The sequence below is a fragment of the Halobellus sp. genome (assembly GCF_042218505.1).
In the GTDB taxonomy this organism is placed as follows: Archaea; Halobacteriota; Halobacteria; order Halobacteriales; family Haloferacaceae; genus Haloquadratum.
The window spans coordinates 1-26,078 of the sequence record NZ_JBDGQZ010000031.1 but is presented as its reverse complement, the minus strand read 5'-3'; the positions used below and the strand labels follow the sequence as shown (position 1 = coordinate 26,078).

General features: G+C 65.4%; 28 protein-coding genes. 15 read left to right on the top strand and 13 right to left on the bottom strand.

What is annotated here, in order from left to right:
• Positions 1-143 precede the first annotated feature (143 nt).
• The 4 genes from ABEI27_RS09520 to ABEI27_RS09505 are packed head-to-tail and all read right to left on the bottom strand — an operon-like array spanning position 144 to position 3,615.
• Complete coding sequence (locus tag ABEI27_RS09520; RefSeq protein WP_375799167.1) at positions 144-1,757, bottom strand: GMC family oxidoreductase; 1,614 nt, start codon at positions 1,755-1,757, stop codon at positions 144-146.
• The gene (locus ABEI27_RS09515) at positions 1,750-2,352 is read right to left on the bottom strand and encodes a gluconate 2-dehydrogenase subunit 3 family protein (protein ID WP_375799166.1); all 603 of its coding nucleotides are present in this window, start codon (positions 2,350-2,352) and stop codon (positions 1,750-1,752) included. The genes ABEI27_RS09520 and ABEI27_RS09515 overlap by 8 nt, the downstream gene beginning before the upstream one ends.
• A 25-nt stretch (positions 2,353-2,377) precedes the next feature.
• A complete protein-coding gene (locus ABEI27_RS09510; protein WP_375799165.1) occupies positions 2,378-2,839 on the bottom strand; it encodes a DUF1648 domain-containing protein in 462 nt (153 codons plus the stop codon).
• 44 nt (positions 2,840-2,883) lie between these two features.
• Positions 2,884-3,615: a fumarylacetoacetate hydrolase family protein gene (locus ABEI27_RS09505; RefSeq protein WP_375799164.1), complete on the bottom strand. Its 732-nt coding sequence runs from the start codon at positions 3,613-3,615 to the stop codon at positions 2,884-2,886.
• A gap of 85 nt (positions 3,616-3,700) precedes the next feature.
• Between ABEI27_RS09505 and ABEI27_RS09500 the strand changes: the two genes are divergently transcribed.
• The 3 genes from ABEI27_RS09500 to ABEI27_RS09490 all read left to right on the top strand — a co-directional run bounded on the left by ABEI27_RS09500 (position 3,701) and on the right by ABEI27_RS09490 (position 5,746).
• Complete coding sequence (locus ABEI27_RS09500; protein WP_375799163.1) at positions 3,701-4,444, top strand: hypothetical protein; 744 nt, start codon at positions 3,701-3,703, stop codon at positions 4,442-4,444.
• 113 nt (positions 4,445-4,557) lie between these two features.
• The gene (locus ABEI27_RS09495; RefSeq protein ID WP_375799162.1) at positions 4,558-5,274 is read left to right on the top strand and encodes a metal-dependent hydrolase; all 717 of its coding nucleotides are present in this window, start codon (positions 4,558-4,560) and stop codon (positions 5,272-5,274) included.
• A gap of 73 nt (positions 5,275-5,347) precedes the next feature.
• Positions 5,348-5,746 (top strand): OsmC family protein, encoded by a 399-nt coding sequence (locus ABEI27_RS09490; RefSeq protein ID WP_375799161.1) that lies wholly within the window; start codon positions 5,348-5,350, stop codon positions 5,744-5,746.
• Positions 5,747-5,751: 5 nt separating this feature from the next.
• On the opposite strand, the gene ABEI27_RS09485 is transcribed toward ABEI27_RS09490, so the two are convergent.
• Genes ABEI27_RS09485 through ABEI27_RS09475 form a run of 3 tightly spaced genes read right to left on the bottom strand, consistent with a single transcriptional unit; the run spans position 5,752 to position 7,434 of the window.
• Positions 5,752-5,925, bottom strand: coding sequence for a hypothetical protein (locus tag ABEI27_RS09485; RefSeq protein WP_375799160.1), 174 nt, complete (start codon positions 5,923-5,925; stop codon positions 5,752-5,754).
• 60 nt (positions 5,926-5,985) lie between these two features.
• Entirely contained in the window at positions 5,986-6,576 is a 591-nt protein-coding gene (locus ABEI27_RS09480) for a DJ-1/PfpI family protein (protein WP_375799159.1), read from the bottom strand.
• A gap of 60 nt (positions 6,577-6,636) precedes the next feature.
• Entirely contained in the window at positions 6,637-7,434 is a 798-nt protein-coding gene (locus ABEI27_RS09475; protein WP_375799158.1) for an HAD-IIA family hydrolase, read from the bottom strand.
• Positions 7,435-7,569: 135 nt separating this feature from the next.
• Here ABEI27_RS09475 and ABEI27_RS09470 point away from each other — a divergent pair, with 135 nt between their 5' ends.
• Together ABEI27_RS09470 and dpsA are read left to right on the top strand one after the other, a co-directional pair.
• On the top strand, positions 7,570-8,361 hold the full coding sequence (locus ABEI27_RS09470; RefSeq protein ID WP_375799157.1) for a GTP cyclohydrolase III: 792 nt from the start codon (positions 7,570-7,572) through the stop codon (positions 8,359-8,361).
• 122 nt (positions 8,362-8,483) lie between these two features.
• Positions 8,484-9,020: a DNA starvation/stationary phase protection protein DpsA gene (gene dpsA, locus ABEI27_RS09465; protein ID WP_375799156.1), complete on the top strand. Its 537-nt coding sequence runs from the start codon at positions 8,484-8,486 to the stop codon at positions 9,018-9,020.
• 52 nt (positions 9,021-9,072) lie between these two features.
• Here the strand turns inward: dpsA and ABEI27_RS09460 are convergent, their stop codons facing one another.
• A complete protein-coding gene (locus tag ABEI27_RS09460; RefSeq protein WP_375799155.1) occupies positions 9,073-9,243 on the bottom strand; it encodes a hypothetical protein in 171 nt (56 codons plus the stop codon).
• 112 nt (positions 9,244-9,355) lie between these two features.
• Here ABEI27_RS09460 and ABEI27_RS09455 point away from each other — a divergent pair, with 112 nt between their 5' ends.
• The 3 genes from ABEI27_RS09455 (at position 9,356) to ABEI27_RS09445 (ending at position 12,490) form a co-directional block, all read left to right on the top strand.
• Complete coding sequence (locus ABEI27_RS09455) at positions 9,356-10,441, top strand: NADH:flavin oxidoreductase/NADH oxidase (RefSeq protein ID WP_375799154.1); 1,086 nt, start codon at positions 9,356-9,358, stop codon at positions 10,439-10,441.
• Positions 10,442-10,503: 62 nt separating this feature from the next.
• Entirely contained in the window at positions 10,504-11,418 is a 915-nt protein-coding gene (locus tag ABEI27_RS09450) for an ABC transporter substrate-binding protein (protein WP_375799153.1), read from the top strand.
• 67 nt (positions 11,419-11,485) lie between these two features.
• Complete coding sequence (locus ABEI27_RS09445; protein ID WP_375799152.1) at positions 11,486-12,490, top strand: hypothetical protein; 1,005 nt, start codon at positions 11,486-11,488, stop codon at positions 12,488-12,490.
• Positions 12,491-12,505: 15 nt separating this feature from the next.
• Here the strand turns inward: ABEI27_RS09445 and ABEI27_RS09440 are convergent, their stop codons facing one another.
• Entirely contained in the window at positions 12,506-13,927 is a 1,422-nt protein-coding gene (locus tag ABEI27_RS09440) for a PQQ-dependent sugar dehydrogenase (protein WP_375799151.1), read from the bottom strand.
• An 85-nt stretch (positions 13,928-14,012) separates the two neighbouring features.
• Here ABEI27_RS09440 and ABEI27_RS09435 point away from each other — a divergent pair, with 85 nt between their 5' ends.
• The 6 genes from ABEI27_RS09435 to ABEI27_RS09410 all read left to right on the top strand — a co-directional run bounded on the left by ABEI27_RS09435 (position 14,013) and on the right by ABEI27_RS09410 (position 21,270).
• On the top strand, positions 14,013-14,963 hold the full coding sequence (locus ABEI27_RS09435) for an ABC transporter ATP-binding protein (protein WP_375799150.1): 951 nt from the start codon (positions 14,013-14,015) through the stop codon (positions 14,961-14,963).
• On the top strand, positions 14,960-15,721 hold the full coding sequence (locus ABEI27_RS09430; protein WP_375799149.1) for an ABC transporter permease: 762 nt from the start codon (positions 14,960-14,962) through the stop codon (positions 15,719-15,721). Before ABEI27_RS09435 ends, ABEI27_RS09430 begins: the two co-directional genes overlap by 4 nt.
• Positions 15,722-15,810: 89 nt before the next feature.
• On the top strand, positions 15,811-16,470 hold the full coding sequence (locus tag ABEI27_RS09425; protein WP_375799148.1) for a bifunctional 4-hydroxy-2-oxoglutarate aldolase/2-dehydro-3-deoxy-phosphogluconate aldolase: 660 nt from the start codon (positions 15,811-15,813) through the stop codon (positions 16,468-16,470).
• Between the two features lie 69 nt (positions 16,471-16,539).
• Entirely contained in the window at positions 16,540-17,004 is a 465-nt protein-coding gene (locus tag ABEI27_RS09420; protein WP_375799147.1) for an Lrp/AsnC family transcriptional regulator, read from the top strand.
• Between the two features lie 320 nt (positions 17,005-17,324).
• Positions 17,325-18,821, top strand: a complete 1,497-nt coding sequence (locus ABEI27_RS09415; protein WP_375799146.1) for a proton-conducting transporter membrane subunit — start codon at positions 17,325-17,327, stop codon at positions 18,819-18,821.
• Positions 18,811-21,270: a DUF2309 domain-containing protein gene (locus tag ABEI27_RS09410; protein ID WP_375799145.1), complete on the top strand. Its 2,460-nt coding sequence runs from the start codon at positions 18,811-18,813 to the stop codon at positions 21,268-21,270. Before ABEI27_RS09415 ends, ABEI27_RS09410 begins: the two co-directional genes overlap by 11 nt.
• Before the next feature lie 102 nt (positions 21,271-21,372).
• Here ABEI27_RS09410 and ABEI27_RS09405 read toward each other — a convergent pair whose 3' ends face one another.
• From ABEI27_RS09405 to ABEI27_RS09390, 4 genes are all read right to left on the bottom strand, one after another.
• Positions 21,373-23,040, bottom strand: coding sequence for a PH domain-containing protein (locus ABEI27_RS09405; RefSeq protein WP_375799144.1), 1,668 nt, complete (start codon positions 23,038-23,040; stop codon positions 21,373-21,375).
• Position 23,041: 1 nt separating this feature from the next.
• Positions 23,042-23,509 carry a PH domain-containing protein gene (locus ABEI27_RS09400; protein ID WP_375799143.1) on the bottom strand — a complete coding sequence of 156 codons (468 nt, stop codon included), beginning with the start codon at positions 23,507-23,509 and terminating at the stop codon, positions 23,042-23,044.
• A gap of 6 nt (positions 23,510-23,515) precedes the next feature.
• Positions 23,516-23,974 carry a CopD family protein gene (locus tag ABEI27_RS09395; protein WP_375799142.1) on the bottom strand — a complete coding sequence of 153 codons (459 nt, stop codon included), beginning with the start codon at positions 23,972-23,974 and terminating at the stop codon, positions 23,516-23,518.
• Between the two features lie 86 nt (positions 23,975-24,060).
• A complete protein-coding gene (locus ABEI27_RS09390; RefSeq protein ID WP_375799141.1) occupies positions 24,061-24,756 on the bottom strand; it encodes a YqjF family protein in 696 nt (231 codons plus the stop codon).
• Positions 24,757-25,421: 665 nt separating this feature from the next.
• On the opposite strand from ABEI27_RS09390, the gene ABEI27_RS09385 reads away from it, so the two are divergent.
• A partial coding sequence (locus ABEI27_RS09385; protein ID WP_375799140.1) for a right-handed parallel beta-helix repeat-containing protein occupies positions 25,422-26,078 on the top strand: 657 nt, incomplete at its 3' end.

Sequence of the window (26,078 nt, the reverse complement as noted above, 5' to 3'; positions counted from 1 at the left end):
TTATATCGGATAGAGCGGCCAGCCACGCCGTGATCTGACCGTTTCCCCGTGTCGACAGCGGTTGTCCGGCACAACGGCGTGGGGACAGCGCAGCCCGGATCGGGGCGAATCCGGTCTGTAGCGGGTGCCGGCTGTTCGCTATCTCACAGAGACGCTTCCAGTGCGTCGGCCGCGCGCAGCGAGAGCGCCGCGATGGTGAGCGTAGGGTTCATCGCCCCACCCGTGGGGAACGTCGATGAGCCAACGACCCAGAGGTTCGGGAGGTCGTGGGACCGGCAGTCGGCGTCTACGACGCTCCGTTGGGGGTCAGAGCCCATCCGCGTGGTTCCCATCTGGTGGTACGCCGGCCCGGTGGCGTCGGGGCCGACGGTCCACTCGACATCCGCGCCGAGTTCCGTCAGGATCCGGTGCTGGATCGCGTTGGCGCGTTCGATCACCCGTTTGGTCCGTTCGTCGAGTGACCACTCCACGTGGGGGACCGGGTTGCCGTGATCGTCGCGCTCGCTCGGATCGAGGGTCACGCGGTTCTCGACGCTGGGCAGTTGCTCGACGAGTGCACCGACTGCGACGTGATTCCCGTATGAGTCACGCAACTGACTGAGTAGGTCGTCGCCCCACGTGTCGGCATCCAGGGCTTCCGTCACGGGCGACGGCCCCGCGTAGTTGAGGAACTCAAGTTTCAGCCCCTCGAGGGGTTCGGAGTCGTCGTAGAACTGGTGACACTCGCTGGTGTTGAAGCCGATGTGGTTCTGCCGGGTCGGTTCGTCGAGTTGGCCGCCCGCCCCGGCGAAGAGATGATCCATAAAGAAGCGGCCCACCACGCCCGAGGAGTTGGCCAGCCCGTCGGGATACTGGTCGGAGGACGAGAGCAAAAGCAATCGGGCGTTCTCGACACCCCCACAGGCGACCACGAACCGCCGCGCCGACTGTCGGTGTTCGGTCCCGTCGGGCGTCGCGTACACAGCCGTCTCGACCCGACCGCCGTCGTCGTCGTGTTCGAGTCGCTGCACAGGTGCGTGATCGACGACGCGCGCGCCGGCCTCCCGGGCCTTCTGGATGTGGGACGCTGCGGTGTACTTCGCGCCCGACGGGCAGACCGGTTTGCAGGTGCCGTAGCCCTGACACGCGGCGCGGCCGTCGTACGGCTCGGAGTTCCGCGCGTTCGGGACCGAGTGCATATCGATGCCGAGGCGTTCGCAGGCGTCGGCGAAGAGCGAGTCCGAGTGGGAGGGCGGGAACGCCGGGAGTGGGAACGGCTCCTCCCGCGGCGGCGCGTACGGATTGTCTATCGCGCCGGCGACGCCGAACGCCCGCTCTGCGACGACGTAGTACGGCCGGAGATCCTCGTAGGAGAGCGGCCAGTCAGCGCCGACGCCGTGTCGCGTCCGCATCTCGAAGTCGCGCTCGTGGAGTCGCATCACCATTCCCTGCCAGTGGAGGGTGGAGCCACCGATTCCTTTCACCCGCGCCGCGTTGAGCGGGTAGCCCCGTCCACCGGACGTGTACGCGTCGCGCGGTCCGCCCATCTCCCACGGATTGCTCATTCCCGGGCGGATGACGGTCTCTTGCTGTTCGAGTCGGCGATCGTCGTCGAAGTACGGGCCCGCTTCGAGCACGACGACGTCCGCGCCCGCCGCGGCAAGACGGTGAGCGACGAGAGCACCCGCGGGACCGGCACCGACGACGCAGACATCCGCCTGGGCGGATGGAGTCCGATCACTCCCGTCACCGACGCCGCCGTCAGTCGGTTCAGCCATCGTCGGTCCGGTCTCCCTGCGTCGCTGCCGCATCGGACATCGATCCCCGCTGGTAACTCTTGATGCCGCCGGGGTGCCCGATGGGGTTCTCGATCCCTACGAGTCGGCCGCCCGTCGGCGACGAGTAGAACGCGAAGAGCAGATCGTTGACGAGGTAGAACCGGACTCGCTCGGTGAGCGTGCCCGCCGGTTCCGGATCGGCCGTCTCGACACCGATCCCCCGAAACAGTTGATCACGGGTCTCAACGTCGAGCGTCGCGTAGGCCGTGCCTTCCCAGTCCCGTGCGAGCGCGTCGAGTTGGGCGGCCGCCTCGCGCATTCCTGCCCGGTACGAGGGCTGATCGTCGATCCGGCCGAGAACGTACGTTTCGACGAACGCGCGTCGCCCCTCAACGTCGCTCGGGTAGAGCACCTCCGCGACCCCGTCGAGAAGATCCAGAAGCGGTGTCGAGAGCGAGGGCGAGGAGCGGCTCTGGTCGCTTCCGGTCGCAGCATCGGCTGTCGGTGCGCCGTACCGACCGGCGAGCACACCCCCGCCGATGGCCGAACCTGTGGCGGCCAGCGCTGCCAGCGCGTCGCGTCGGGTCAGTTCCACACCACGGGATTAGGCACACCTAAACTTATGAGTTACCTTTCGTCGTCACCTGGACGAGCCAATTGCGACACGTCACCCGGACGAGTCGATTGCGACACGTCACCCGCGACTGGAGCGGAACGCGGGTCCGAGGATCACGGCGACCCCCCGGCACGACGAACAGCGTCACGTTCAGTCTGATTCCGAGGTTCCAGGCGATGGCGACTCCGTGAACGGACGTCAGAAAGGCCGCGAGAGCGACGCCGAAGATAGCCGGTGCGGGACCGTCGCGCCCGAACGGCAGAGCGCCTCGCACTGCTCCGAGGGTGAGGAGACCGATTGCGGGGACGAAGGCAACCGCGAGCGGAGCGGTCATACACTCGTTCGGCGCTCCCCCGGTTCCGAACCGGACGGCCATCCGATCGGGAAGCGACGGGAGGAGGGCGACGCCTGCGATCCCTGCGACGTGGAGGGCGACCGAGAGCGCGTCGAGGCGGGAATATCGCATAGCCGATGCTTCGCGTCGAAGTCAAAAAGCGTGCGTGGGGCGGATTACGGGATCCGCACGTCGTGTTCGAGGACGCCGACGCCGTCGAGTTCGACTTCGACGGTGTCGCCGTCTTCGAGCGGTCCGACGCCGGCGGGGGTTCCGGTTGCGATGACGTCGCCCGGTTCCAGCGTCAGATACGTCGTGATCTCCTCGATGAGGTCGGGAACCGAGAAGGCGAGGTGGTCTCGCGACGAGGACTGCCGCGTCTCGCCGTTCACTCGGAGTTCGATCTCGGCGTCGGCGGCCACTTCGTCGGGGCTGGCGAGCACCGGTCCCATCGGCGCGGCGTTGTCGAAGGCTTTGCCCCGGACCCAGTTCGTCTCCTGTCGCTGGTCGTCGCGGTTCGAGAGGTCGTCCAGGCACGTGAAGCCGGCGACGTACTCCATCGCGTCGGCGGCGTCTACGTAGCGGGCCTGCTCGCCGATGACGACCGCTATCTCCGCTTCGTGGTCGATCCGTTCTTTCCCGGCCGGGAGCGTCACGGTGTCGCCGTGGCCGGCAACCGCGTTCGGCGGCTTGAGAAACAGCAACGGTCGATCCGGCAGTTCGTTGTCCATCTCCGCAGCGTGATCGGCGTAGTTGCGGCCGATACAGACGATCTTCGTCGGGTCCGACGGCGCCAGCACGTCTACTGCATCGAGTTCGTACGTCTCGCCGGCGAACGAGACGCTATCGCCGTGCCACTCGCCGGTTCGGATCGATCCTGCGGGATCTCTGAATCTGACCGTCTGCATACTCGGGTCCTCGGTGCCCCGGTGTTTCGTTCTTTCTATCACGACGCCGCCAGACCCTTCAGAGCCCCCGTGAAATGCCACCGGTATGCCCTCCGTAGATCTCTGGAGTTCCGTATTCGGTCTCGCGATGCTTCTGATCGGTGCCGTCGTGTTCGCCTTCAGCGGTCGGCACGTCTGGCGGGCGATCACCGTCCGCCGCGCGACCCAGTCCGAATCAATCCAATCGGCCGACCCGGGAACGCTGCGCAGCCTCACCGGGACCGTCGAACCCGGCGATTCGGGCCTGCTCACCGCGCCGTTCAGTGGCCGCGATTGCGTGGCGCTGCGGTATGCGGCCGAGGAACGGCGGTTGACGCCAGCGATACTCCTTCGGTTCGTGACGATTCACGAGACCGCGGGGTCGGTCGCGTTCCGCCTCCGGACCGCTGCAGACGTCGTTGACGTCGATCGCTCGGTTCGGACTGTCTCGCTCGAACGGGACACCATCGCGACGGTCCCCGCCGACGCCAACCCGCCGGATCGGGTGACCCAGTTCGAGCGCACGGTAAGCGGTTATCCGCAGACGACGCGGTGGCGGACGCCTCCGGCGATCCTCCGACCGCTGTTCACGACGCTGTCTCTGGGAACGCGTCGCTACACCGAACAGCGAGCGACGCGCGGCGACACAATCACCATCGTCGGCCGGGTCGCAGACGCCGGCATCGATCCGGTTGTCGTCTCGGACGCCACCCCGGCGACGACTGCCTCCCGGATGGCTCGAACGTCGCTGGGGGGCATTGCCATCGGCGTCGGGAGCGTTCTGCTCGGTGCGTTGGTTCTGACGCTGTGACCGATCCGGGTTTTCCCAGACGTGCGTAACCGAGCGACAGTCCGCCGCCCGACTGCGTCCGGGACAGTACGCTTTATTGTCGATCCGGAGCAATGTATACACGGACGATGACAATGGACCTCACCTGGCACGGCCACTCGACGTGGCACGTCGACGTCGACGGCACGACATTCCTGATCGACCCGTTCTTCCAGAATCCGATGACAGAACTGTCGGCCGAGGACGTCGCGACGCCCGACTTCGTCCTCCTGACTCACGGTCACGCCGACCACGTCGCCGATGCCGGGGCGTTCACCGACGCGACGGTCGTCGGTGTCCCCGAACTGACGGCGTATATGGAGGAAGAAGTCGGCTTCGGGTCGTCGGTCGGGATGAACATCGGCGGCACGGTCGAGTGCGGTGACGCCTTCGTCACGATGCACCGCGCCGACCACACTAACGGGCTCAACACGGATTACGAGTACAGCCTCGGACCGCCGACTGGCTTCCTCATCAGCGACGAGGAACCCACACAGGAGTCCGACCCGGACGCGACGACGTTCTACCACGCCGGCGACACGGGGCTGATGTCCGAGATGAAAGACGTCATCGGCCCGTATCTCGAACCGGACGCCGCGGCGCTCCCGGTGGGGGATCACTTCACGATGGGCCCGACGCAGGCTGCCATCGCAACGGAGTGGCTCGGCGTCGATCACCTCCTGCCGATGCATTACGACACCTTCCCGCCGGTCGAAATCGACACCGACGACCTCCGCAGCGAGGTTTCGGCCAGCGGTTCGGACGCCGAGGTGCACCTCCTTGCCGGCGACGAGACGTTCGCGCTGGAGTGACCACGCGGAACCTCCGGACACGCCGGCTACCGAGGCAACTTTTAGGACCGTTGCCCTCCTCCTCTCGGACGAGATGAGCGACATCCAGACATCGACAGTCAGCGAGGAAGGGTACGCGAGCACCAGCCAGGTCGGTGATTTCGAACTCACAATTGACGCGACAGACGAGTATGGACCGAACCCGAACGCCACACTCGTGGCGAACTACGCGTCCTGTTTCCTCCCGGCCGTTCGCGTCGGGGGGCAACAGCGTGGCCACGACGACCTCGGAACAATCCAGATCGATGCCGACGCGGATCTCGATGCGGACGACGACCTCGAGGCGATCCGCTTCGATCTCTACGTGGAGGCCGACCTCTCGGATGACGAACTATCGGAAATCGTCGATCGCGCCGAGGACATCTGTCACGTCCACAGCGCGCTGCGCGAGGGGCTCCACGCAGCAATCACCGCCCACGGCGACGCGTTCTGAGACTCCTAGCGTCGGTGATACGCCCGGTAACTCATCGCCTCCCCGTCGGCGATGACGACGTCCCGGCCCTCGGGGTCCGGGATCTCGGCTTCTTCGACCTCGTCGTGTGAAACGTACGGGCCAGATGGTTCTGCGACCTCTTCAGCGTACACGTATGGGCTGTTTGGCTGGTGATCCATATTCGATGCTAGGCGACGATGAATTATAAAGATTTGTCAGACGTTATCACATACCGAAACTCAGTCGTCTGCGACCGCTGGCTCGCCGGCTTCGATCTCCGTGCCCAAGAGGTCGAGGAACGACGCGAGCCACTCGGGGTGGTCAGGCCAGGCCTGCCCGGTCACGAGGTTGTCGTCGACGGTCACCCCGTCGACCCACGAGCAACCGGCGGCCTCGAGTTCAGCCCGGACCGCGGGATAGGCCGTCATTTCGTAGCCGTCGAGGACTCCCGCCGCCGCGAGGATCTGCGGCCCGTGGCAGAGCGCCGCGACGGGTTTGTCTGCCTCGAAGAAGTGCCGAACGGCGTCTAACACCTGGTCGTACGTCCGGAGATACTCCGGCGCGCGCCCGCCAGGAACGACGAGCGCGTCGTAATCCGCGGGGTCGATCGAGTCGAACGTGGCGTTGACCTCAAAGTCGTGGCCGCGTTCCTCAAGGTACGTCTGGTCGCCGCGGAAGTCGTGAATCGCAGTCTTGACCGTTTCGCCCGCTTCCCTCTCGGGGCAGACGGTGTCGACGTCGTGGCCGACCATCTCCAGAGCTTGGTACGGTACCATCGTCTCGTAATCCTCACCGAAGTCGCCGACGATCATCAGGATCTCTTTGCCCATTGCGTCCGCCCGTATGACCGCCAGAATGTTATAATTACTGACTATTTATCGTGATGTATCTTAGAGAAGCGACTCCAACTCCGCGAGCGAGTCCCACACGTAGTCCGGTTCGACCGGCGACGCCGCGAGGTCGTCGTCGACGGTGACGCCAGTCCGGACAAGTGCCGTCGTCATCCCCGCCTGCGACCCGAGGGCGATATCGGTATCGAGGCGGTCGCCGACGACGAGAACGTCCGCCGGCGGCAGATCCAATCTCTCCAGCGCCATCGCCCGCGCGGTCTCGCTGGGCTTTCCCAACATCGCCGACGGGTCGCGGCCCGCGACGTTCGCGATGGCATCGATGACCGCACCCGAACCGGGGACGTCCCCCTCCGGGGCCGGGATGACGATATCAGGATCGGTGCCGAGGAACGCGACCTGTTCCCGCCTGAGGAGCCACAGACAGGCCCGGAGCATCTCGTAGTCGAACTCGCGGTCGAGCGACGCGACGAGGGTGTCGGGGGTCTGGCGAAGTTCGCCGCTCGAATCCAACCGCTCGATCGACAGTCCCCTCGCCGAGAGGAGTTCGAGCAATCCCGGTTCGCCGACCACAGCGATCCGGTCGTCAGCGTGGTGTTCAGAGAGGTACTCGGCGGTCAGTGTCCCGGCGGTGAGCACCTCGTCGGCGTCGACGCGGAAGCCCGCGCGCTCCAGGCGGGCCTCGTACGCCTCGGGTGGTTTCGTCGGATTGTTCGACACGAAGAGTCGGCGGATCCCCGCGGCCTCGACGGCGTCGACGCCCACTTTGGCACCGGGGATCGGTTCGTCGCCCCGGACGACAGTTCCGTCCACGTCGAAGATGACACCGCGCACGTCCATCACCAACGATAGATGCGACGTCGTGTTGAACGTAGCGGCCGCACCGGCCCACGCACCCTACTACGTCCCAGAAATGAGATGCAAAACTGATCTGATACGGAAAGAGGCATATACGACACGTCCCAGTGAACCAATGTGACGAACGCCCAGCTCACTCTCGTTCAGATCGACAACTACGGACCGTGGACAGTAACCCCGAATCCCCGACGTGAAATGGACCTCCAAACGTTGCAGTCGCGGCTTTTTGCCGATCTCGCACAGTTCGTCGGCGGCCGGGGAGGATACGTCTTTTTCACGCGCTTCGACAATATGGTCGCGATCACGAACGGTCTCGACCGGACGGATCACGACCTGCTTCAGGAGACGATCGGCAACCGCTATCCGGTCACGATTAGTCTGGGAACCGGCACGGATCCGTCGCCGATTTCGGCTCTCGAATCGGCCACGGCGGGACTGCAGGACGCCGGCTCCGCACAGGACGGCGACCGCCGTGAGGTTCGCTTCGGCGAGTACCTCACCGAGGACCAGCGGACGCCCGAGGACGTTCAGATCGCGCACTTCGACGTCAACGACGCCACCGGGAAGTACACGGACCAACTCAACGAGTTCGACTCGTTCATCCAGATCGAACAGGGTTACGCGACGCTGATGCGCTATCTCCGCGAGGAGCACGGCGGACTGTCCTTCTTCGTCGGCGGCGACAACATCATCTCGATCTGCCCCGGGATGACCGAGAGCGACTACCAGGAATCGATCTCGCACGTCGAGTCCACCGCGGGCGTCGAACTCAAAGTCGGCGTCGGTATCGACAAGACGCCGCACGGAGCCGGTATGGAAGCCAAGCACGCCCTCGAAACGTGCCGCCACCACGGGACGATTGTCGAACTGGGAGAGGCCCAGGACGACGTCGGAGTCGCGACGGACTGAGGATCGGCGACTCATCGCAATTTTGCCGGATCGTGTGTAAAACGACAAGAGCGATTTTCGATATTGAAAAATATTTTTTCGCAAAAAGAACTAAGTCGCTGGCGACCCTACGTTCAAACGAGATGAGTACCCAACAGACCGTCCGACAGCGAGCCGACGAAGTCGAAGGTAGCGACGCGCTCCGGATCGATTCCGACAAAGCGAGCCAACTCGTCGATGCGCTGAACACCGATCTCGCCTCGACGTTCGTGCTCTACCACCAGTTGAAGAAGCACCACTGGAACGTCGAGGGCGCGGAGTTCCGCGACCTTCACCTCTTCCTCGGCGAGGCGGCCGACGAAGCCGAAGAGTTCGCCGACGAACTCGCAGAGCGCGCGCAGGCGCTCGGTGGCGTCCCGGTCGCCGGGATGGACGCGCTGACCGAACAAGCGGCGGTCGAGGCCGAAGACGAGGACGTCTACGACATCCGAACGTCGCTGGAGAACGATATGGCGATGTACGGCGACATCATCGAGTCGCTGCGCGACCACGTCGAACTCGCTGAGAACCTCGGCGACCCGACGACCGCGCATCTGCTCCGTGAGAACCTCATCGAAGTCGAGGAAGCCGCCCACCACATCGAGCATTACCTCGAAGACGACACGCTCGTCAACGAGTAATAGCACAGACCCGGTCTCTCGGCCGACTCGAGTGGTCCTTCTTTTTGAGCCGTCAGCGTTCGACAGTCAGCGCTGCGTCCGCATCGAGCGCGATCCACCCGTCGCTGTTGTCGGCCTCGGTAAAGACGATCCGATCAGGTGACGACTGGTGGGCGGAGATCTGTTCGTGATCGGGATCCGGCTCTCCGTCAGTCGCGCGCGGGTCGGCATCGCTGTGTTCCATCATCAGAGAGTGAGGTACAGGCGTGTATAATGTTTTTGGTCGGCCTAAACAAGTGCCTGTACACCGAGCCGAGAGCAGACAGTATATGTCCTCCTGGTTCGAGCGTCCCGGTGTGACAGATTCACTCTTTACGCCGCTCTCGCTTCGGGGGACGACGATCCCGAACCGAATTATGGTGTCGCCGATGTGCCAGTACTCAGCGCCGGACGGCTTCGCGACCGACTGGCATCAAGTCCACCTCGGCAGTCGCGCTGTCGGCGGTGCGGGCGTCGTGATGTCCGAAGCGACGGCGGTGTCGCCGACGGGACGGATCACGCCGACGGACCTCGGCATCTGGTCGGACGATCACGCCAACGCGCTCCGCGACACGGTCGGATTCATCCGCGAGCGCGGCAGCGTCCCCGGCATCCAACTGGCCCACGCCGGACGCAAAGCGAGTAGCCGTGCGCCCTGGGACGGCGGCGGCCCGATCCCGACTGATGAGAGTGGCTGGGAAACGCTCGCACCGAGTGCGAAGGCCTACCCACACGAGGAGGGCGAGGTCCCGACGAAAGCGATGGACCATTCGGCCATCGACCGGGTGATCGAGCAGTTCCGCCTCGCCGCCAAGCGCGCACGCGATATCGGTTTCCGGATAGCCGAGGTTCACGCGGCCCACGGCTATCTGCTCCACGAGTTCCTCTCGCCGGTCACCAACGACCGCGACGACGCGTACGGGGGGACGTTCGAGAACCGCGCGCGACTCCCTTGCGAGGTGACTGAGGCCGTCCGATCCGTGTGGCCCGAAGACGCTCCGGTCTTCGTGCGGATCTCGGGCACCGATTGGCTCCCGAAACGCGACTCCTGGACCATCGAGGACTCGGCACGCCTCGCACCGCTCCTGGCCGAGGCCGGCGCCGATCTGATCGACGTCAGTTCGGGAGGGATCCACCCGGACCAGCGCCTCCCCAACGCCGGGCCGGGGTATCAGATTCCCTACGCCGAGCGCGTCGGCGACGCCACCGACATCTCAGTCGGAGCCGTCGGCGGGATCACGACGCCACAGCAGGCCGACCAGTTGATCCGCAACGACCGGGCTGACCTCGCTATCGTCGGCCGCGAACACCTGCGGAACCCCTACTTCGCGCTCGAAGCCGCGCATAAACTCGGCGTGGAAGTCGAGTGGCCGAAGCAGTACGAGCGCGGCCGTTTCCGGTAAGCGACCGCCCCGAACACCGCTCTCACCATCGAACTTATTCTCATCCGAGCCGACACTCCCGTATGCGCGCTGTCTCGCTGTTGCCCTCAGCGACTGAGATCCTTTCGACCCTCGGCGTCGAACCAGTCGGAATCTCACACAGTTGTGATTACCCGCCTCCCGTCACCGATCGGCCGCGCGTCACGCGTACGGTCATCGACCACGAAGGCCGATCGAGCAACGAGATCGACGATCAGATGCAGTCCGTCGACGGCGCAGTGTACGACATCGACGCGGATCGGCTCGAAGCCCTCGATCCCGACGTCGTCGTCACCCAGGCTACCTGCGACGTCTGCGCCGTCGAGTCGTCGGCGGTGTTCGAGACAGTTGCTGCCCGCGACATCGACGCGACGGTGCTCACGCTTGACCCGCACTCTTTCGACGAGGTTCTCGCCGACGTCCGGCGCGTGGGCGACGTCGTCGGGCGGGCGGTGGAAGCAGAGGAGTTTCTCGAGGAGGCCCGAGATCGTATCGAGACCGTTCGCTCGCGAGTCGCGGACACTGACCATCCCCGAACGGCGGTGCTAGACTGGACGGCTCCCCCGATGAAAGGCGGCCACTGGATCCGCGATCTGATCGACCTCGCGGGCGGCGACGCATCGTTCCAGCCCGACGGTCCGTCGGAGCCCATCCGCTGGGCGGATCTCCGTGTGTACGACCCCGAACGGCTCGTCATCGCGCCCTGCGGGTTCGAGACGGAGCGGGCGGTCGAAGCTGTCACCGAGTTGACCGCACAACCCGGCTGGGCGGATCTCAGCGCGGTCCGCAGCGGCCACGTCTTCGCTGTCGACGGTAACGCCCTGTTCAACCGTCCCGGCCCTCGACTGGTCGACTCGCTCGAGCGTCTATCGGACTGCCTCCACCCCGACCGCGCCGACGCCGTCGAGGGTGAACGCGTGTGTCGCGTCGAAGGACAAGTCGAGACGATCCCATCGTAACCACGAACTACTGACTGCCGGCCGACCTGCACGGACACTTTTTGCCGTTGCAAACCCAAACGCGTGTATGGCTCCTCCCGATCCGAACGACCGCTCCGACGAGGAACTCCGCGACCTCGTTGAAGATCTCGACCGGACGCTCTCGACCCTTCGCGACGAACTGGACCGACGGGACGACACCGAGTCGGCGGCGTGGCGGACCGGTTCTGGAGATCGACGTGGACTGCAACCGCCCTCGCCCTCGGACCTGTTCCGCTTCACCGAACAGCATACGATTCCGACTGTCATCTCGACGCTGGAGGCGACGATCCGGTCGCTGGAGATGCTCCGCGGCGTGCTGCGACTCGTCGATCCGGAACGATCGGCCCTGGACTCACGGAACACTCGTCGCCGCACGTCGTCAGCCGACCGCCTGAGTGACGGCGTCGCCGGTATCGGTCGGGGCGCTGCTTCCGGGGTCGAACGCGCCCTTTCGGAACTCCAGCGTGCGCTCTCGGAGTCCGATCTGCCCGACGACGACCCGTCACGCGAGTTGCTCGAAGACGCCCGGCAACTCTCCGAGGAGGTCTCGGACCGGCTGTCGGCGTCTACAGACCGTGAGTACGTCGACGTGGACCGCACCGCATCCGGACGCGAGCGCCGAGACGCCGGCGGGGCGGAACGAACTGACGCGGAGGGAGGAGGCGACGCGGACCGACGGTCGGCCCGCACGACAGAACCGGTCGAAATCGACGTCACCGGATCGCAGACGGATGCGGAGGGAGGAGCCGACGCGGACGCCAGCCACGAAGACGGCGAACACCAGTCCGACGAGGAGGACGCGTCTCCCGAAGTCGACGTCGAGGCGGAACTAGAATCGATCAAAGACGAGGTCGGTGGCGACAACGGTCGCGTGGAGCCCACAGCGGACCGCGTCGAGGAGACCGACAGCGGGACTGGCGCCGCGGACAGTAATAACGAAAACGCCGACAGCGAGATCGGGGACGCCGATGGCGAGACTGAAAACGCCGACAGCCACACACAAGCCGCCGATGGTCCCTCCGACGGTTCGGACACCGTCGATTCCACGTAGTCGGGCGCGCCGCTCTCAGGGAGCCGCGAGTCGGAGTAGACGGCCCGACTCGCCGTCGCCGCCGCTCTGGTTTGTCGTCAGCGCGTAGACGTCACCGGCCTGATCGCGGCCGAATCCCAGCACGTACTGACCTAATTCGGTGTCGCCGGTAACCGGGACGGTTGCGATGGTCCAGGGTGGCTCTCTACCGGGATCGACCGCGAACAGTCGGCCGCGGGCCACGAAGTCCGAGAAGACGTACGCGCCTCGCAGATTCGGGACCGCATCGCCGGTCGCGACGTGACCCCCGATGATCGAGATGCCGGAGATCTCGCCGCCCTCGTGGGGGTACTCCGCCACCGGATCGACGAACGGTTGACCGTCGGGTCCGGTCGTCGGGCACTCCTCCCGCTGGAAGCAGTGAGCACCCTCACGGACGTTCCACCCGTAGTTGCCACCGGCTTCGAGCAGGTTCACCTCCTCCCAGGCGTTCTGGCCGACGTCCGCGACGTAGCAGTCTGATCCGTGAAAGGAGAGTCGCCAGGGGTTTCGGAACCCCCAGGCGTACTGCTCAGCGGCCCCCTCGCGTCCGACGAGTGGATTTTCTTCCGGGATCGCGTACGGCTTGTCTGCGTCGCGCCCCTCCACCCCGCCCCGACCGTCGACGTCGATTCGGAGGACGCTCCCGAGCAGATTGGCCGTGACGTCCTGGCCGTTTCCGCCGTCGACGGTGTCGTACCAGTCGTCGGCGTGTCCCTGCCCCACGTCGTTGGCTCCGCCACCGTCGCCGAAGGGGACGTAGAGGTAGCCCTCCGGGCCGAACGCGATGGCCCCGGCGTCGTGGTTCCCTTGCGGTTGCGGCACCTCCAATAGCGTGCGTTCTCGCGGGTCTTCAGCGACCTGAGCGGTTGGGTCGACCGTGAACTCCGCGAGGACAGACGTGTGACTGTATCCGTCGGGTGTTCCCGCTCGTGACGACGCGCTGTAGCGGACGTAGAGGCGACCGTTACTCGCGAACGAGGGGTGCGCAGCGACGCCGAGAAGGCCGCGCTCGCTTCCGAGAATGATCCGGTCGGCGAGGTCAAGAAACGGCGTCTCCCGACGGCCGCTCTCGCTGACCGCCCAGATTCGACCGTTGCGATCGACGACGAATCGCCGGTCCGTCCCCTCGGGCGCGACGAAATCAAGCGGGGCCGAAAACCCCGAAGCGACGGGTTCGAGTACGACCGCCGAACCGTCGAACGTCGGAGTGGGACGACCGGTCTCTGTCGGCGTTGGGACTCGCGTGTTGGGCGTGCTTCCGGTGCTCGCGGCTTCCGTGGTCCCGGACGCGCCGCCGGTGCTTCCGGACCCGTCGTCCTCGCCGGCGGGTTCGGTGGGCGCGCTACAACCCGCCACTGAACCCAGCGCGGCGAGGCCGCCGATCCGAAGGAACCGTCGTCGTCGCAGACGCTTCATATCGATAGCTCGGTTCCGAGACACAAGTATCGTCCCCCCGATCGAATCCGAACCCCTTACGCCCGGAGGCTTCCGAGCCGTAGGTATGACAGTCGCACTCGTCGCCGAGGACGTGAACAAATCCTACGGCGACGTGATGGCGCTCGACGGCGTCTCGCTTTCGGTCGCCGCCGGTGAGGTGTTCGGCCTCGTCGGGCCGAACGGCGCGGGCAAGACCACGCTGGTCCGCGCACTCACTGGGACGACGACGGTGACGGGTGAGGTTTCGCTTCTGGGGCAGGAGCCGTCGGCGGTCGATTCGTCGCAGATCGGCCTGCTCCCGCAGTCGTTCTCGCCGGCGGGCCGACTCACGCCACGCGAACTGCTCGCGCAGTACGCCGGTCGGTACGATACGGCCCGCGATTCCGACGCGGTGCTCGCGGACGTGGGGATCGAAGGCGAGCCGGCGAATCAGTGGTACGAGGAACTCTCCGGGGGGCAGAAGCGCCGCGTCTGTGTCGCGATCGCGCTTGTCAACGACCCCGATGTCCTCTTGCTCGACGAGCCGACGACCGGGATCGACCCGGCCGGCCGGCGTGCCCTGTGGTCGTTGCTGGAAGATCTGGCCGCCGGTGGAACCACGGTCTTTCTCACCTCTCACTCGATGGCTGAAGTCGAGCGGCTCGCGGACCGTGTGGGCTTTCTCACCGACGGCGACCTCGTCACTGTCGGCTCGCCGCGGGACCTCGTGGACACCCACGGCGGCGCGTCCAGGCTCCTCGTCGAGACGGACGCTCCCCCGGACGCCCTCACAGCGACGCTCTCACATTCAGTTTCGACGCGCGGTGATCGGGTGGTCGTCGAAGCGGTCGGCCCGCGCGACATCGGCGACGTCGTCGATGCGCTCGACGCCGCAGGGCTCTCGTTCGAGTCGCTGACGTGGAAGCAACCGGATCTAGAGGACGTCTACCTCGAACTCACGGGCAAAACGTTCGAGGGTGCTGACACATCCGCGTCGTCGACGTCCATCCCCGCTATGGCAGGTGAGAGCCGGTGACCCGCCTCGGTCGACTCCGCGCCGAGTTCACTGCGGCCTGGCACGCGTTTCTCCGTCGCCGCACGGCGGTGTTTTTCACCTTCTTTTTTCCCGCCATCATCGTCGTGATCTTCGGCGCACTGGTCCAGACCCAGCCGACAGGCGGCGGCATCTTCGCCGAGCCGAAGGGGTACTACGTCGCCGGCTATCTCGCTGTCGTCGTCCTGTTCACGCCCCTGTCGCGGGTCGGGAGTACAGTGGCACGCCACCGCGAGGGGAGCCAGTTCGAGAAGTTGGCGACGACGCCGCTCTCCAGCGCCGAGTGGCTGCTCGCACAGTCGCTCGTGAACGTCGTCGTCATCGGCATCGCCGCGCTCCTGTTGCTCGTGCTCTCGGTGCTGGTCACCGGCACCGCGTTGGCGCTGTCACCCGCGACGCTCCTCGTGGTCCCGCTTGTCGCTGTCGGCGTCGTGCTCTTCTGCGGGATGGGTGCCATCATCGGACGTGTCGCCGACTCCCAGGACGGCGTCATTGCGGCGTCGAACGCCATCGCACTCCCGCTGCTATTCCTCTCGGAGACGTTTGTCACGCCCGACCTCCTCCCGGCGTGGTTCCGGCCCGCACTTGGCCTCTCACCGCTGACGTACGTGGCTCGTGGGATCCGAGCAGTCACCTATGCCGACGCGACGACGGTGGCCGCACCGAACCTCCTAATCGCCGCGGCGCTGGCCGTCGTGTTCTTCCTTGCTGGCGCGTACGCAGTCCCACAGACGGACTGAGTGTACCCCGCGCCCCTGTTGCCGGCCGACCGTGCCGCCACCTCGCGTCGCCTGCTTTTATCTTGCCTCCCCGACGACGGTGAGACGAGATGAGTACTCCGCATCCGAGTTCGGATTTCGAACGGCTGGTCAATAGCGGTGTCGTCGCGGTGATGCGCGGCGCAGACGCCGATACGATCATCGACGTGGCCCAGGCGCTCCACGACGGCGGTGTTACGGCCTACGAGATCACCGCAGACAATCCCGACGCGATGGCGCTCATCGAGGAGGTCTCGGCGTCGTTCTCGGCGGACGAGGCAATCGTCGGCGCGGGGACCGTCCTCGAAGATACGACCGCTCGACGGGCCATCGAACGCGGGGCGGAGTTCGTCGTCAGTCCCACGTTCGACGCGGGAGTCGTCGAGACGTGCAACCGCTACGGGACGCTCGTCGCCCCCGGTGTCCTGACACCGACCGAGGCGCTCGACGCCTACGAGGCCGGCGCCGACGTCGTGAAGGTGTTCCCCGCCTCGTCGATTGGGCCCGGACACCTTTCGAGCATCGCGGGACCGCTCCCCCAGATCCCGTTGATGCCCACTGGCGGTATCGACGCCGACAACGTTTCCGACTACATCGAGGCCGGCGCGGCCGTCGTCGGCGCGGGCAGCGCAATAATGGACGCCGACGCGATCGCCGCGGGTGACTTCGAGGCGATCACCGAGACCGCACGAGCGTTCACGCGCGAGATAGAACAAGCCCGGAGCGACTGAGGGCCCGGTCCACGGAATAAACGCCCACGGAGCCGAAGTATCTTAGTTCGCAACCCGAGATTATGTAGTATGGCCGAAGACGACGTCGACGATGTCGATCAGGCGATCCTCCACGCGCTTCAGGAAGACGCCCGCAATATGTCGTCGGGGGACATCGCTGAGCGGACCGAAACTTCGGGGAGCACCGTCCGAAAGCGGATACAACGGCTCGAATCCGACGGCATCATCAAGGGGTACAGCGCGGAGATCGACTACCAGGCGTCCGGCTACCCCCTCAGGATGCTGCTGTTCTGCACCGCTTCGATCCCCGAGCGGGGCGAACTCATCCCCGGAATCTTGTCGATCGACGGCGTCGTCTCCGTGCAGGAACTGGTCACGGGCGAGCAGAACCTCCTCGTCACCGTGGTCGGCAAAGACGACGACGACATCACCCCCGTTGCGCAGGAACTTCTGGAGATGGGGCTGACCGTCGCCGACGAAGTGCTCGTCCGGAGCCACGAGACGACGCCGTTCGGGGAGTTCGGGGGGGAGTAGCCGACGTCGGATCCGGCCCGCCTGGTACTATCACTGACATCAATTACGGAGCGGCTTCTTCGAGTCGCTATCGGCTGTTTTACGGTCTATCGAACGCTCTCGCCTCGCACCGTCAGAGAGCCATTGCCGTCGATCGAGTGCTCGTGTGACTGTGTATCACGCGAAAAAACATAACGTTCTATAATATGGAATTGAAGAACAATTCGTTCAGATAAACAGATTTAATACACGTTCTGTTCTATATAAGGTCAAGTTGGCCGCCTTCCGTTCGTTGCGGGTGTCCGGTTGCGAGACGGACTCGGCCAACACTGAGCCAACGTATGACGGATGAGACACAGTCGACGACGGTCGGAGCGGAACCGAGCGAGGCCGCGGATGCGACGCCCTTCGCGCCGGCGGTGCTCACGCGACTCGTGTGGGCGCTGTGGGTCGCGAGTGTCGGCGTGCTGGGAATGCGATTCCTGAGTGGAAGCACCGCGCCGTGGCAGGCCTTCGGTGCCGTGACGGTCGATGGGCTGACTGTCCTGCTGTGGATCGTCGTGACTTTCTTCAGCGGAATCATCCACAGTTATTCGTGTCGGTATATGGCCGGTGACTCGGGCCTCACCCGCTTTTTCACCCGGATCTTCGGGTTCACCGTGGCTGTGATGGTGCTGGCCGCCGCCGACCACGCCGCGCTGTTCGTCGGCGCGTGGCTGGCGATGGGACTCGTGATGGCCGATCTGGTCGGACACGTTCGCGGCTGGTCACAGGCGCAAGCGGCCGCCGGACTCGCCCGCCGGTACTTCGTGGGAAGCAGCGCGCTGGTCGGGACCGCCCTCGCTGTCCTGTGGTGGCAGACCGGAGCGACAACGGTCTCCGGAATCGCGGCGGCCACCAGTTCGCTGTCCGGCCCCTCGGTGTTCCTCGCCGGCAGCGCGCTCGTCCTGGCGGCGGCGATCCAGTCCGCACTGTTGCCGTTTCACACCTGGCTCCTCTCGTCGATGACGGCCCCGACCCCGGCGTCGGCACTGATGCACGCCGGGTTCGTCAACGCCGGCGGAATCCTCCTCCTGCGTTTCGCGCCCGTTGTGACGATCGAACCGAGCGTGATGTTGGCAATCGTGCTCCTGGGGACCATCAGCGCGCTGGGCGGTAAACTGCTGAAATCCGTACAGACCGACGTCAAACGCCGCCTCGGCTGTTCGACGGTCGGTCAGATGGGCTTTATGTTGATGCAGGCGGGCCTCGGGTTCTTCGGTGCCGCGATCACGCATCTCGTCCTGCACGGCTTTTACAAGGCCTACAAGTTCCTCTCGGCGGGGAGCCGGGTCGAACGCGCCGCCCCGTCGGCAGCGGCCGAACGTGACTCCCTCGGCCTCGTCGGCGTCGCCGTCGCGGCCGTGTCGGCTGTCGCCGGCGGCGCGGTGTTCGTCGTGACCACTGGGAAAGGAGGCGAGTTCGACACCGGACTGCTGCTGACCCTGATCGTGGTCGTGTCGACGATGCACGCGGCACGGACCACGCTGGGACAGGGAGATCTCCCGGTCGCGGCCCGCCTCGCCGCCATCCCGCTGGTGTTGCTTCCGGCAGTCGCCCTCTACGGCCTCGTCTACAACGCGATCAGGACGGTCCTGAGTGGGCTCCCCATCGTGACCGCAGCAACGACGCTCACGCCCGTTCACGGGCTCGTCGCCGTTGCGTTCGTGAGCTCCTACGTAGCCATCGATACCGGGGTCTACCGGCGCAGCAGGCGTCTGTACGTGGCACTACTGAACGCCTCACGCTCGCCAACGACGACGATGACGACTTCGACGGAGGACTACAATGAGTACTGAGACAGCGATCCGTGACAGCATCGAGCAGGCATCGACGGCGGTCGGTCGGGTCTGGCCGCTCCACTCGTTCGTGACGGCCAACCCGCTCGCCGGGTTCGAGGACCGCCCGTTCCACGAGGCGGTGGCGCGAGGTGAATCGCTGTTCGGGGCCGACGGCTATCCGCGCGCTGCGGTCTTCCGTCGGGCCTGGGAAGCGGGTCGGATCGAAAGCGAGGTGCTCCGCGAGGAGTTGAACCGTCACGGACACGATGCCGACCCCGAGACGCTCTTGGACCGGATGGCGTCGGAGGAGTCGGCCGAGGAACGCGATTCCGCGACGTCGTCGGACCACGTTGATCACGTCCTGACGAAGTGGCTGTCGGCGTTCCTCGACCAGGGCGGCGCGGAGTGGCCGATGCCGGACCGGTCGAAAGGCTTCTACAGCGCCTTTCGCTCGGTCGCACGGCACGACAGCGAGATTCCGAACGGCGCGGTCGCCGATCTCCCCGACGATCCGATCGAGGCCCTCGCCGACCATCTTTCGGAGTACTCGGAGGCTGAGTGGTCGTCGATTCTCGAACACCATCTGACTGCGCTCCCCGGCTGGACGGGGCTGATCAGACAGCGCGTCGAGGACGGCGACGTCTGGCAGTCCGCGTACCCGATCACCGTCCCGGGCTATCTGGCCGTCCGGTTGGCGCTCGTAACTGCCTTCGGCGCGCCGATCGCTCCGACGGACGTGAGCGATCACGAGACACCGGATCCTGTCGACGCTGCTGAATCAGCGGCTGCCGCCCCGCCCGCAGAGGCCTTCTTAACCGCCTGGGAGGCGACGTACCGGGACGAGTTGAGCGAGGCCGTCGCAGCGCGGAGCGCAACTCTTCAGGACGAGCGCGACCGGCCAGACGCACAGATGGTCTTCTGTATCGACACGCGCTCGGAGGTCATCCGTCGCCACGTCGAGTCCACCGGCGATTACGAGACGTACGGCTACGCGGGCTTCTTCGGCATTCCGATGCGCTACGAGGGATACGACGCGGCCACGGGGACGAACGCGTGCCCGCCGATCGTCGATCCCGAACATCGGATCGCGGACCGCCCGAGCGACGACCACGACCACCGCCACGAGGACCACGCGCGGTGGACGGCGGGATTCGAGGCGGCCGAGCATCTCGTGGAATCGCTCAAGTCGAACGCCGCGACCGCGTTCAGTTTCGTCGAGACCGCCGGGAGCGGCTACGGGGCTGCCCTCACCGCCCGGACGCTCCTCCCCGGGCGCGTGCACGACGTGTTCGACGCAGTCGACGAGCGGATTCCGAACCCCGTGGAGTTCTGCCGGCCGCTGCTCGATCCCGACCACGAGGCCGAACCCGGGGCCGGTACCGCTGCCGACGGTGGCCTCCCTTCGGGGTTGACCTTCGACGAGCGTGTCGAGTATGCGGCGACGGCCTTCGAACTGATGGGCTGGGACGAGTTCGCTCGCGTCGTCGTGTTCGCGGGGCACACCAGCGAGACGACCAACAACCCTCACGAATCGAGCCTCGACTGCGGTGCCTGCGCCGGGAGTCCTGGTGGCCCGAACGCTCGCGTGCTCGCAACCATCTGCAACGACGACGCAGTGCGTGAGGCCCTGGAAGCGCGCGGAATCGATATCCCCGAGGACACCGTCTTCGTCGCCGGCGAGCACAACACTACGACTGACGAGGTAGAACTCTTCGTCGATTCGACCCCGGAGAGCCACGCCGAAGACCTCGATCGGCTTCGGCGCGACCTCGCGACGGCCGCCGAATCGGCGGCGGCGGAGCGCGTGGCGTCGATGGATGCGGACGCGTCGGATCCCGCACGCGAGACGGAGCGCCGCGCCGCCGACTGGGCGGAGACGCGCCCCGAATGGGGTCTCGCCGGCAACGCCGGACTCGTCGTCGGCCCTCGTGATCTCACTGCGGACGTGGACCTGAACGGCCGCGCGTTTCTCCACTCCTACGACTGGCAGACCGACCCCGAGGGCGACGCGCTCGAAGCGATCCTGACCGGGCCGATGGTCGTCACCCAGTGGATCAACGCCCAGTACTACTTCGCGACGGTCGACACCGCCGCGTACGGAAGCGGGTCGAAAGTCACCCAGAACCCGGTGGGTAACGTCGGCGTCTACCAGGGCAACGGCGGTGACCTGATGCGCGGCCTGCCCCTCCAGTCCCTGAAGCAGGCGGACGACGAACCGTACCATCAGCCACTCCGGCTCTCGACGGTCGTCCACGCGCCCGTCGACCGCGTGACCGAGATTCTCTCGGAACACGCACAACTCGTCGAGTTACTCGACAACAATTGGCTCTCGCTGACTGTCGTCGATCCCACGCAGGATCACGAAGCTTTCCACTACGACGAGGAACGCTCCTGGATAGGGCTCGCCGAGCGCGAGGCATCGACCGAACCTGAACCCGCGACCGCGCCCGTCGCTGCCGACGACTGAGCAATCGGCATCCTCGGCCGGACAACCCGTTCTTCGCTTCTCGCTCGTGGCCGCCAGCCTGGACGCTCCACTCCCCGCTGCTCGGTCGCGATTTCGCCCGGCCTACTTGTCCTCCACCGCTCCGTCGTGGCCGTCGGAGTCGACCGCAGGCTCGCCGTCCGGCGGCGCTGGCCCGTCGCTCTCGTCCGGCGCCGCCGGGACGTGCCCGTTCGTCTCTGTTGCATCGACCCCGTCTAGACCGATTAACTCCTCCTGCAGTGATCCCGTTTCGAGGCCGATCCCCGCGCGGCCAGCCCGGTAGGCGTCGACGGCCTGATCGAGTCGCTCGTCGAGGCCCGTCCTGAGTTCGTCGGCCCGCTCACTGGAGATATCGACCGCGGCGGCGTCCTGCCCCCCGAGCGAGAGCGATCCCGCCGTATCGACATTGACCGTGGCGAGATTGAGACGGCGCTGGAAGACGTTCCGGGAGTCGATGACCGTCTGGATCCGATAGTACGGGACGACCTTCGTCTCCCGCCGCAGGACCCCGTTCCGGGTGACGACGTGCTGGTCGCCCAGCCAGTGCCCCCGATGCTTCCACGTCGCGTGTGCGTACCAGACGGCGAGCGGTGCGAGCCCCAGTGGCGGCCACCACGGAATCGAGGGCGAGACGAACGTCTGCGCCCCGTAGAGGCCGGCGGCGAGCGCACTGACGACGAACAGATACCGGACGAGATAGCGTCGTCGCGCCCGCTTGGGCGGCCGCTCGAGGTCGACGTCGCCGACCGGTTCGAGTTCATCGACGAGGTCGAGAATGCGGTCGCGTTTGGCCAGCGGGATCGCCGCCTCAGAGCCCCGACCGCTGCCGTCGCCGCCACTGCCGTAGCCGGCGGTCTCGATGTACAGCGTGGCGTAGCCGAAGTGCCGCTTCAGCGGGTTGTCCCGGATTGTCAGCGTCTGCACCTTGTCGAATGGGATCGACCCGTCGTAGCGCTGGAGGAGCCCCCGTTCGTACTGGAGTTCCTCGCCCGACTGTACCAGACGGAAGTCGTAGTACTCCACAATCGACGCGGCCGCGCCGACGACCCAGGAAGCGAGCGCGAGCAGCACTACGCCCGCGACCCCGAGTCCGACGACGGCCACGCCCGTCGCGCCGGTGAGGTACTGTGGGACGACGGTCGTGCCGAGCGTGGAGGCAGCCACAAACAGGAGCCCCGGGACGCGGAGGTCGATAGAAAACGCGCCGACCAGGGCGAGTTCGCCGCGATCGAGCGCGAATAGTTCGGTCGTCTCCGGCCCGGTGGCTGCATTGTCTGTGTCCTCGTCCGTGGTCGTCTCGTCGCCGCGTTTCAGCCGGCCGAGTTCCCGCTGGAGACGCTTCGCTTCCTCGAACGAGACGAATCGGAGTTCGGCCTCGGTTTCGCCACCCCCGGCGGTCTCGAATGAGGCCACGGCGATACCGAGCACGCGCTGGATCACGTTCCGCGAGATGTCGACGTTCTGGATCCGCCGTAGCGGGATCTCTCGGCTTCGTCGCGAGAGAACGCCGGAGTCGATGTCGAGCGTGTCCGCGGTGAGTTCGTAACTGAACCGACTGACGTACGCGACCTCGTAACTGATGAACGCAGTCGCTGCGAGCAGCCCGAACCCTGCGATAACAACCGGGCCGGCGGCCCCGACGACAGGGAGGTTGAACCCGCCACCGAGCGCGAACAGGAGCGCGATAGCGATACCGCTCCCCCGCTGGAAGACGCGATACGGGACCGACAGTGGCGAGAGGCTCCGGGCCATCTCAGACAGCGTCTTCGCCCTCCGAACGGATCGCCAGTCGCTTGAGCCGTTCGCGGAGGCCGTCGGCGTCGTCGTACGCGAGGCCCGGAACCGACACGTCGGCCCCGCGCGACCCGGCGGTGTACACGACAGTGCTGGCGAGGCCGACGACGCGTTCCGTCGGCGACCGCGACGTGTCGACGTGCTGAACGCGGACGAATGGCACGACGGTCCTGACCCGAGTGAAGACGCCGCGTTCGAGATACAGCGAATCCTCACGGACCTCGTAGCGCCAGATCCGATAGCGGAGAAGCGACGTCGTGACGCCGAGGGCGGCCATCACGGCAAATACGGCTGCGGGCGTCCAGCCCGGAAGCCACGGCGGTGCGACGGTGAACTGGACGCCGGCGGCCACGCCACCGAGTATTGCGGCGGTGAGCAGCGCGCGGGCGACCCATAGCAGCCGGACGCGGGGATGGAGACGATTCATCGGTGGTCAGTACAACACGATTCCCGAGGAGAGCAACCCGGCGTCGACGAGGAGGAGAAGGCCGACGACCGAGGCCACACGAAAGAGCGTCGTCACCTCTGTGGCTGGCGTGCGGACCCGCTTCTCCTGAAGACCGTCGACGAGCCGGCTCCGGCCGATCTCGACCAGCGCGGTAAACACGAGCCACAGGACGAGCATCGCCAGCACCAGGTGGCCGCGACTGCTCCCGGTGAGACTGCTGATCGTGTACCCCGTGCCGGCGAGGTGACCGCCGGTGAGGAGCATCACAACCGAAGACCCGCGCGAGAGATAGACGAGCTGGTCGGCGATCGTCTCGAGCGGGGCCGCGTCGAGCGCGCCGTCGACCGCCCTCGGGAGGATGGCCAAGGCGACGAAGACGACGCTTCCGACCCACAGCGCTCCGACGACGGTGTGGAGCGTCCGCATAACGGTGTCGAGTACCATAGATAGCGGGAGGGACCCACGGCGCTTGAAACCCGGCGATCCCAGTCGAGCGACTGTTGAGACGTCCGCTGTGTTGCTGTTCCGATTCATACTCTGGTGAGCCGTTCCGCAGTGACGTCGATTCCTGGCGAGTAGTGCAGCAGTGGCGCTCCGGCCGGCGCGTCGAACCCGTTGGCGGTGAACAGCGTGTTCGACTCGATCTCGGCTTCCCCCTCCTGCAGCGGCCACGGCTGGTGGTCGATGTTCCCGTAGTAGAGGTCGCCGTCGCCCGCGGTGTAGAACCGGTAGTTCTCGGTCAGGAAGGCTTCGAGCGTCCCCGGCTCGGGGGTGAACTGCTCACCGGCCGGTCGGTAGGACGCCTCGAACCGTGCCGGAGCCACGCCCGCGTGATCGCGCTGGCTTCGCATCGTCAGTTCCGGCACTTCGTCGTGGTCTTCGCGTGCCACGCGGATCTTGGCACGATAGTACGGGAGCTCGAACAGCGAGCGAGCGACAGAGACTCCGAGGCGGTCGTCGGCGTCGAGGCTAAAGAAGTAGACGGCGTGCTCGTCGCTCCCGGGGCGCGTCACGTACGTCCGGAGGTTGAGTTCCGGAAACGAGAGTCCGACCGGCGAACCGCGCGGGCGGATGTCCTCCATCACGAAGCCGACGACGCCCAGCCACGCGTCGCCGTCGTAGGTGGCGACGTCGAGTCCCTCCGGAAGCGCCTGGTCGATCACGTCCGGACCGACCGCCCAGTGGGCGAACAGCGCGTCGCGCCACCGCATTCGGAGTAAGTCCATAACAGACCTAAGGCCCCGACGTACTTTCGCCTTCCTCGCTGGTTCGTCACACGTAAACACGGCACACGAGTTGTGCCCCCGTGGAGACGGGACCAAACGGGGCGTGATGCACCCGGCGAGAGAGTCACCTGACGGACTGTGGTTTGGAAATGAGTGTCACGGCGAATATGATTGAAAACAGAGTACAGACGCGGTCACCACAAGTCGAAGCGAGCGAACGACGACGGTCCAACCGACGATCATAACGGGGAGATAGTGATTACTCTCACTGTTTACCGGTGATCGTCGTCCCCGCTCGCGGTGATCACTGCGAAGAGACGAGGGTAATCACTATAGTAGCGTTTGCAAATATTCGCTCACTCGATTGCACAACTGCGTGCGATCGGCTGTGCAATCAGTTGCAAACGCTACTATAGCTGCCTGCTCGTGTCGATACCTGATCGAAAGAATGATTTCCACCCGATGCTGCTGTTCCCTCCCAAATCGCGCGTTCTGTCGCGAGCGCTTGGAAGACGAATGCTACACTGCCGAACGAGAAAGTGGACGGACAGACCTCGATCGTCTATCGGGGAAATGCTATAGTTACTATATTGATACTATGTACTGTCACGTCGCCTATTAATATCGGCATCAAAATGTTAAGACTACTAGATATACTCTTGGTAATGCGTGATGATAAATGGCAGTTGACAGAGCGCGGTCTTGTGATGCTTATACTATCCATTGCTCTAATCGGGCTGTTCGCGTGGAGTGGCAGCGCAGTAGCGACTGATATCGATCTAACGGCAGGGGCGAGTGGCGACCTCTCTGCTCTCGAAGGTGGTGCAGTCAACGGTCAGACCAACTCCGATGGTCGGCTGGTCGTCGATAACGATTCAGGGGAGGGCGAGTACGGCACGATTCAGGCAGCGGTGGACAATGCGACGAGCGGCGACACAGTGGTCGTTCAACAAAGCGCCGCGGATTACAGCGCATTCTCTGGAAGTTCGGTCGATAATCTGACCGTCACCGCCGCATCAGGAGTCTCCCCGACGGTGGTCGCCGGTAGCGCTCGGGTTGAAGTCGGACCGAACAGCACCGTCAGCGACCTCACGTTCGACCTCAACGGTCAGGTAATCTTTCTTGGCGGTTCTGACAACGTGACGTTCAGGAACAACACGGTCAACATCTCCGGCAGTTCGAACTACGGAATCAGAGCAGAGGCGTCGACCGGTGTCAGGGTGACAAACAACACGTTCAATCAGTCGGCCGCCCCGGACGGAGGAGGCTACCCACAGGCCGTCCTACTTTCTGGGACGCAGGCTACTATTGCCAACAACACG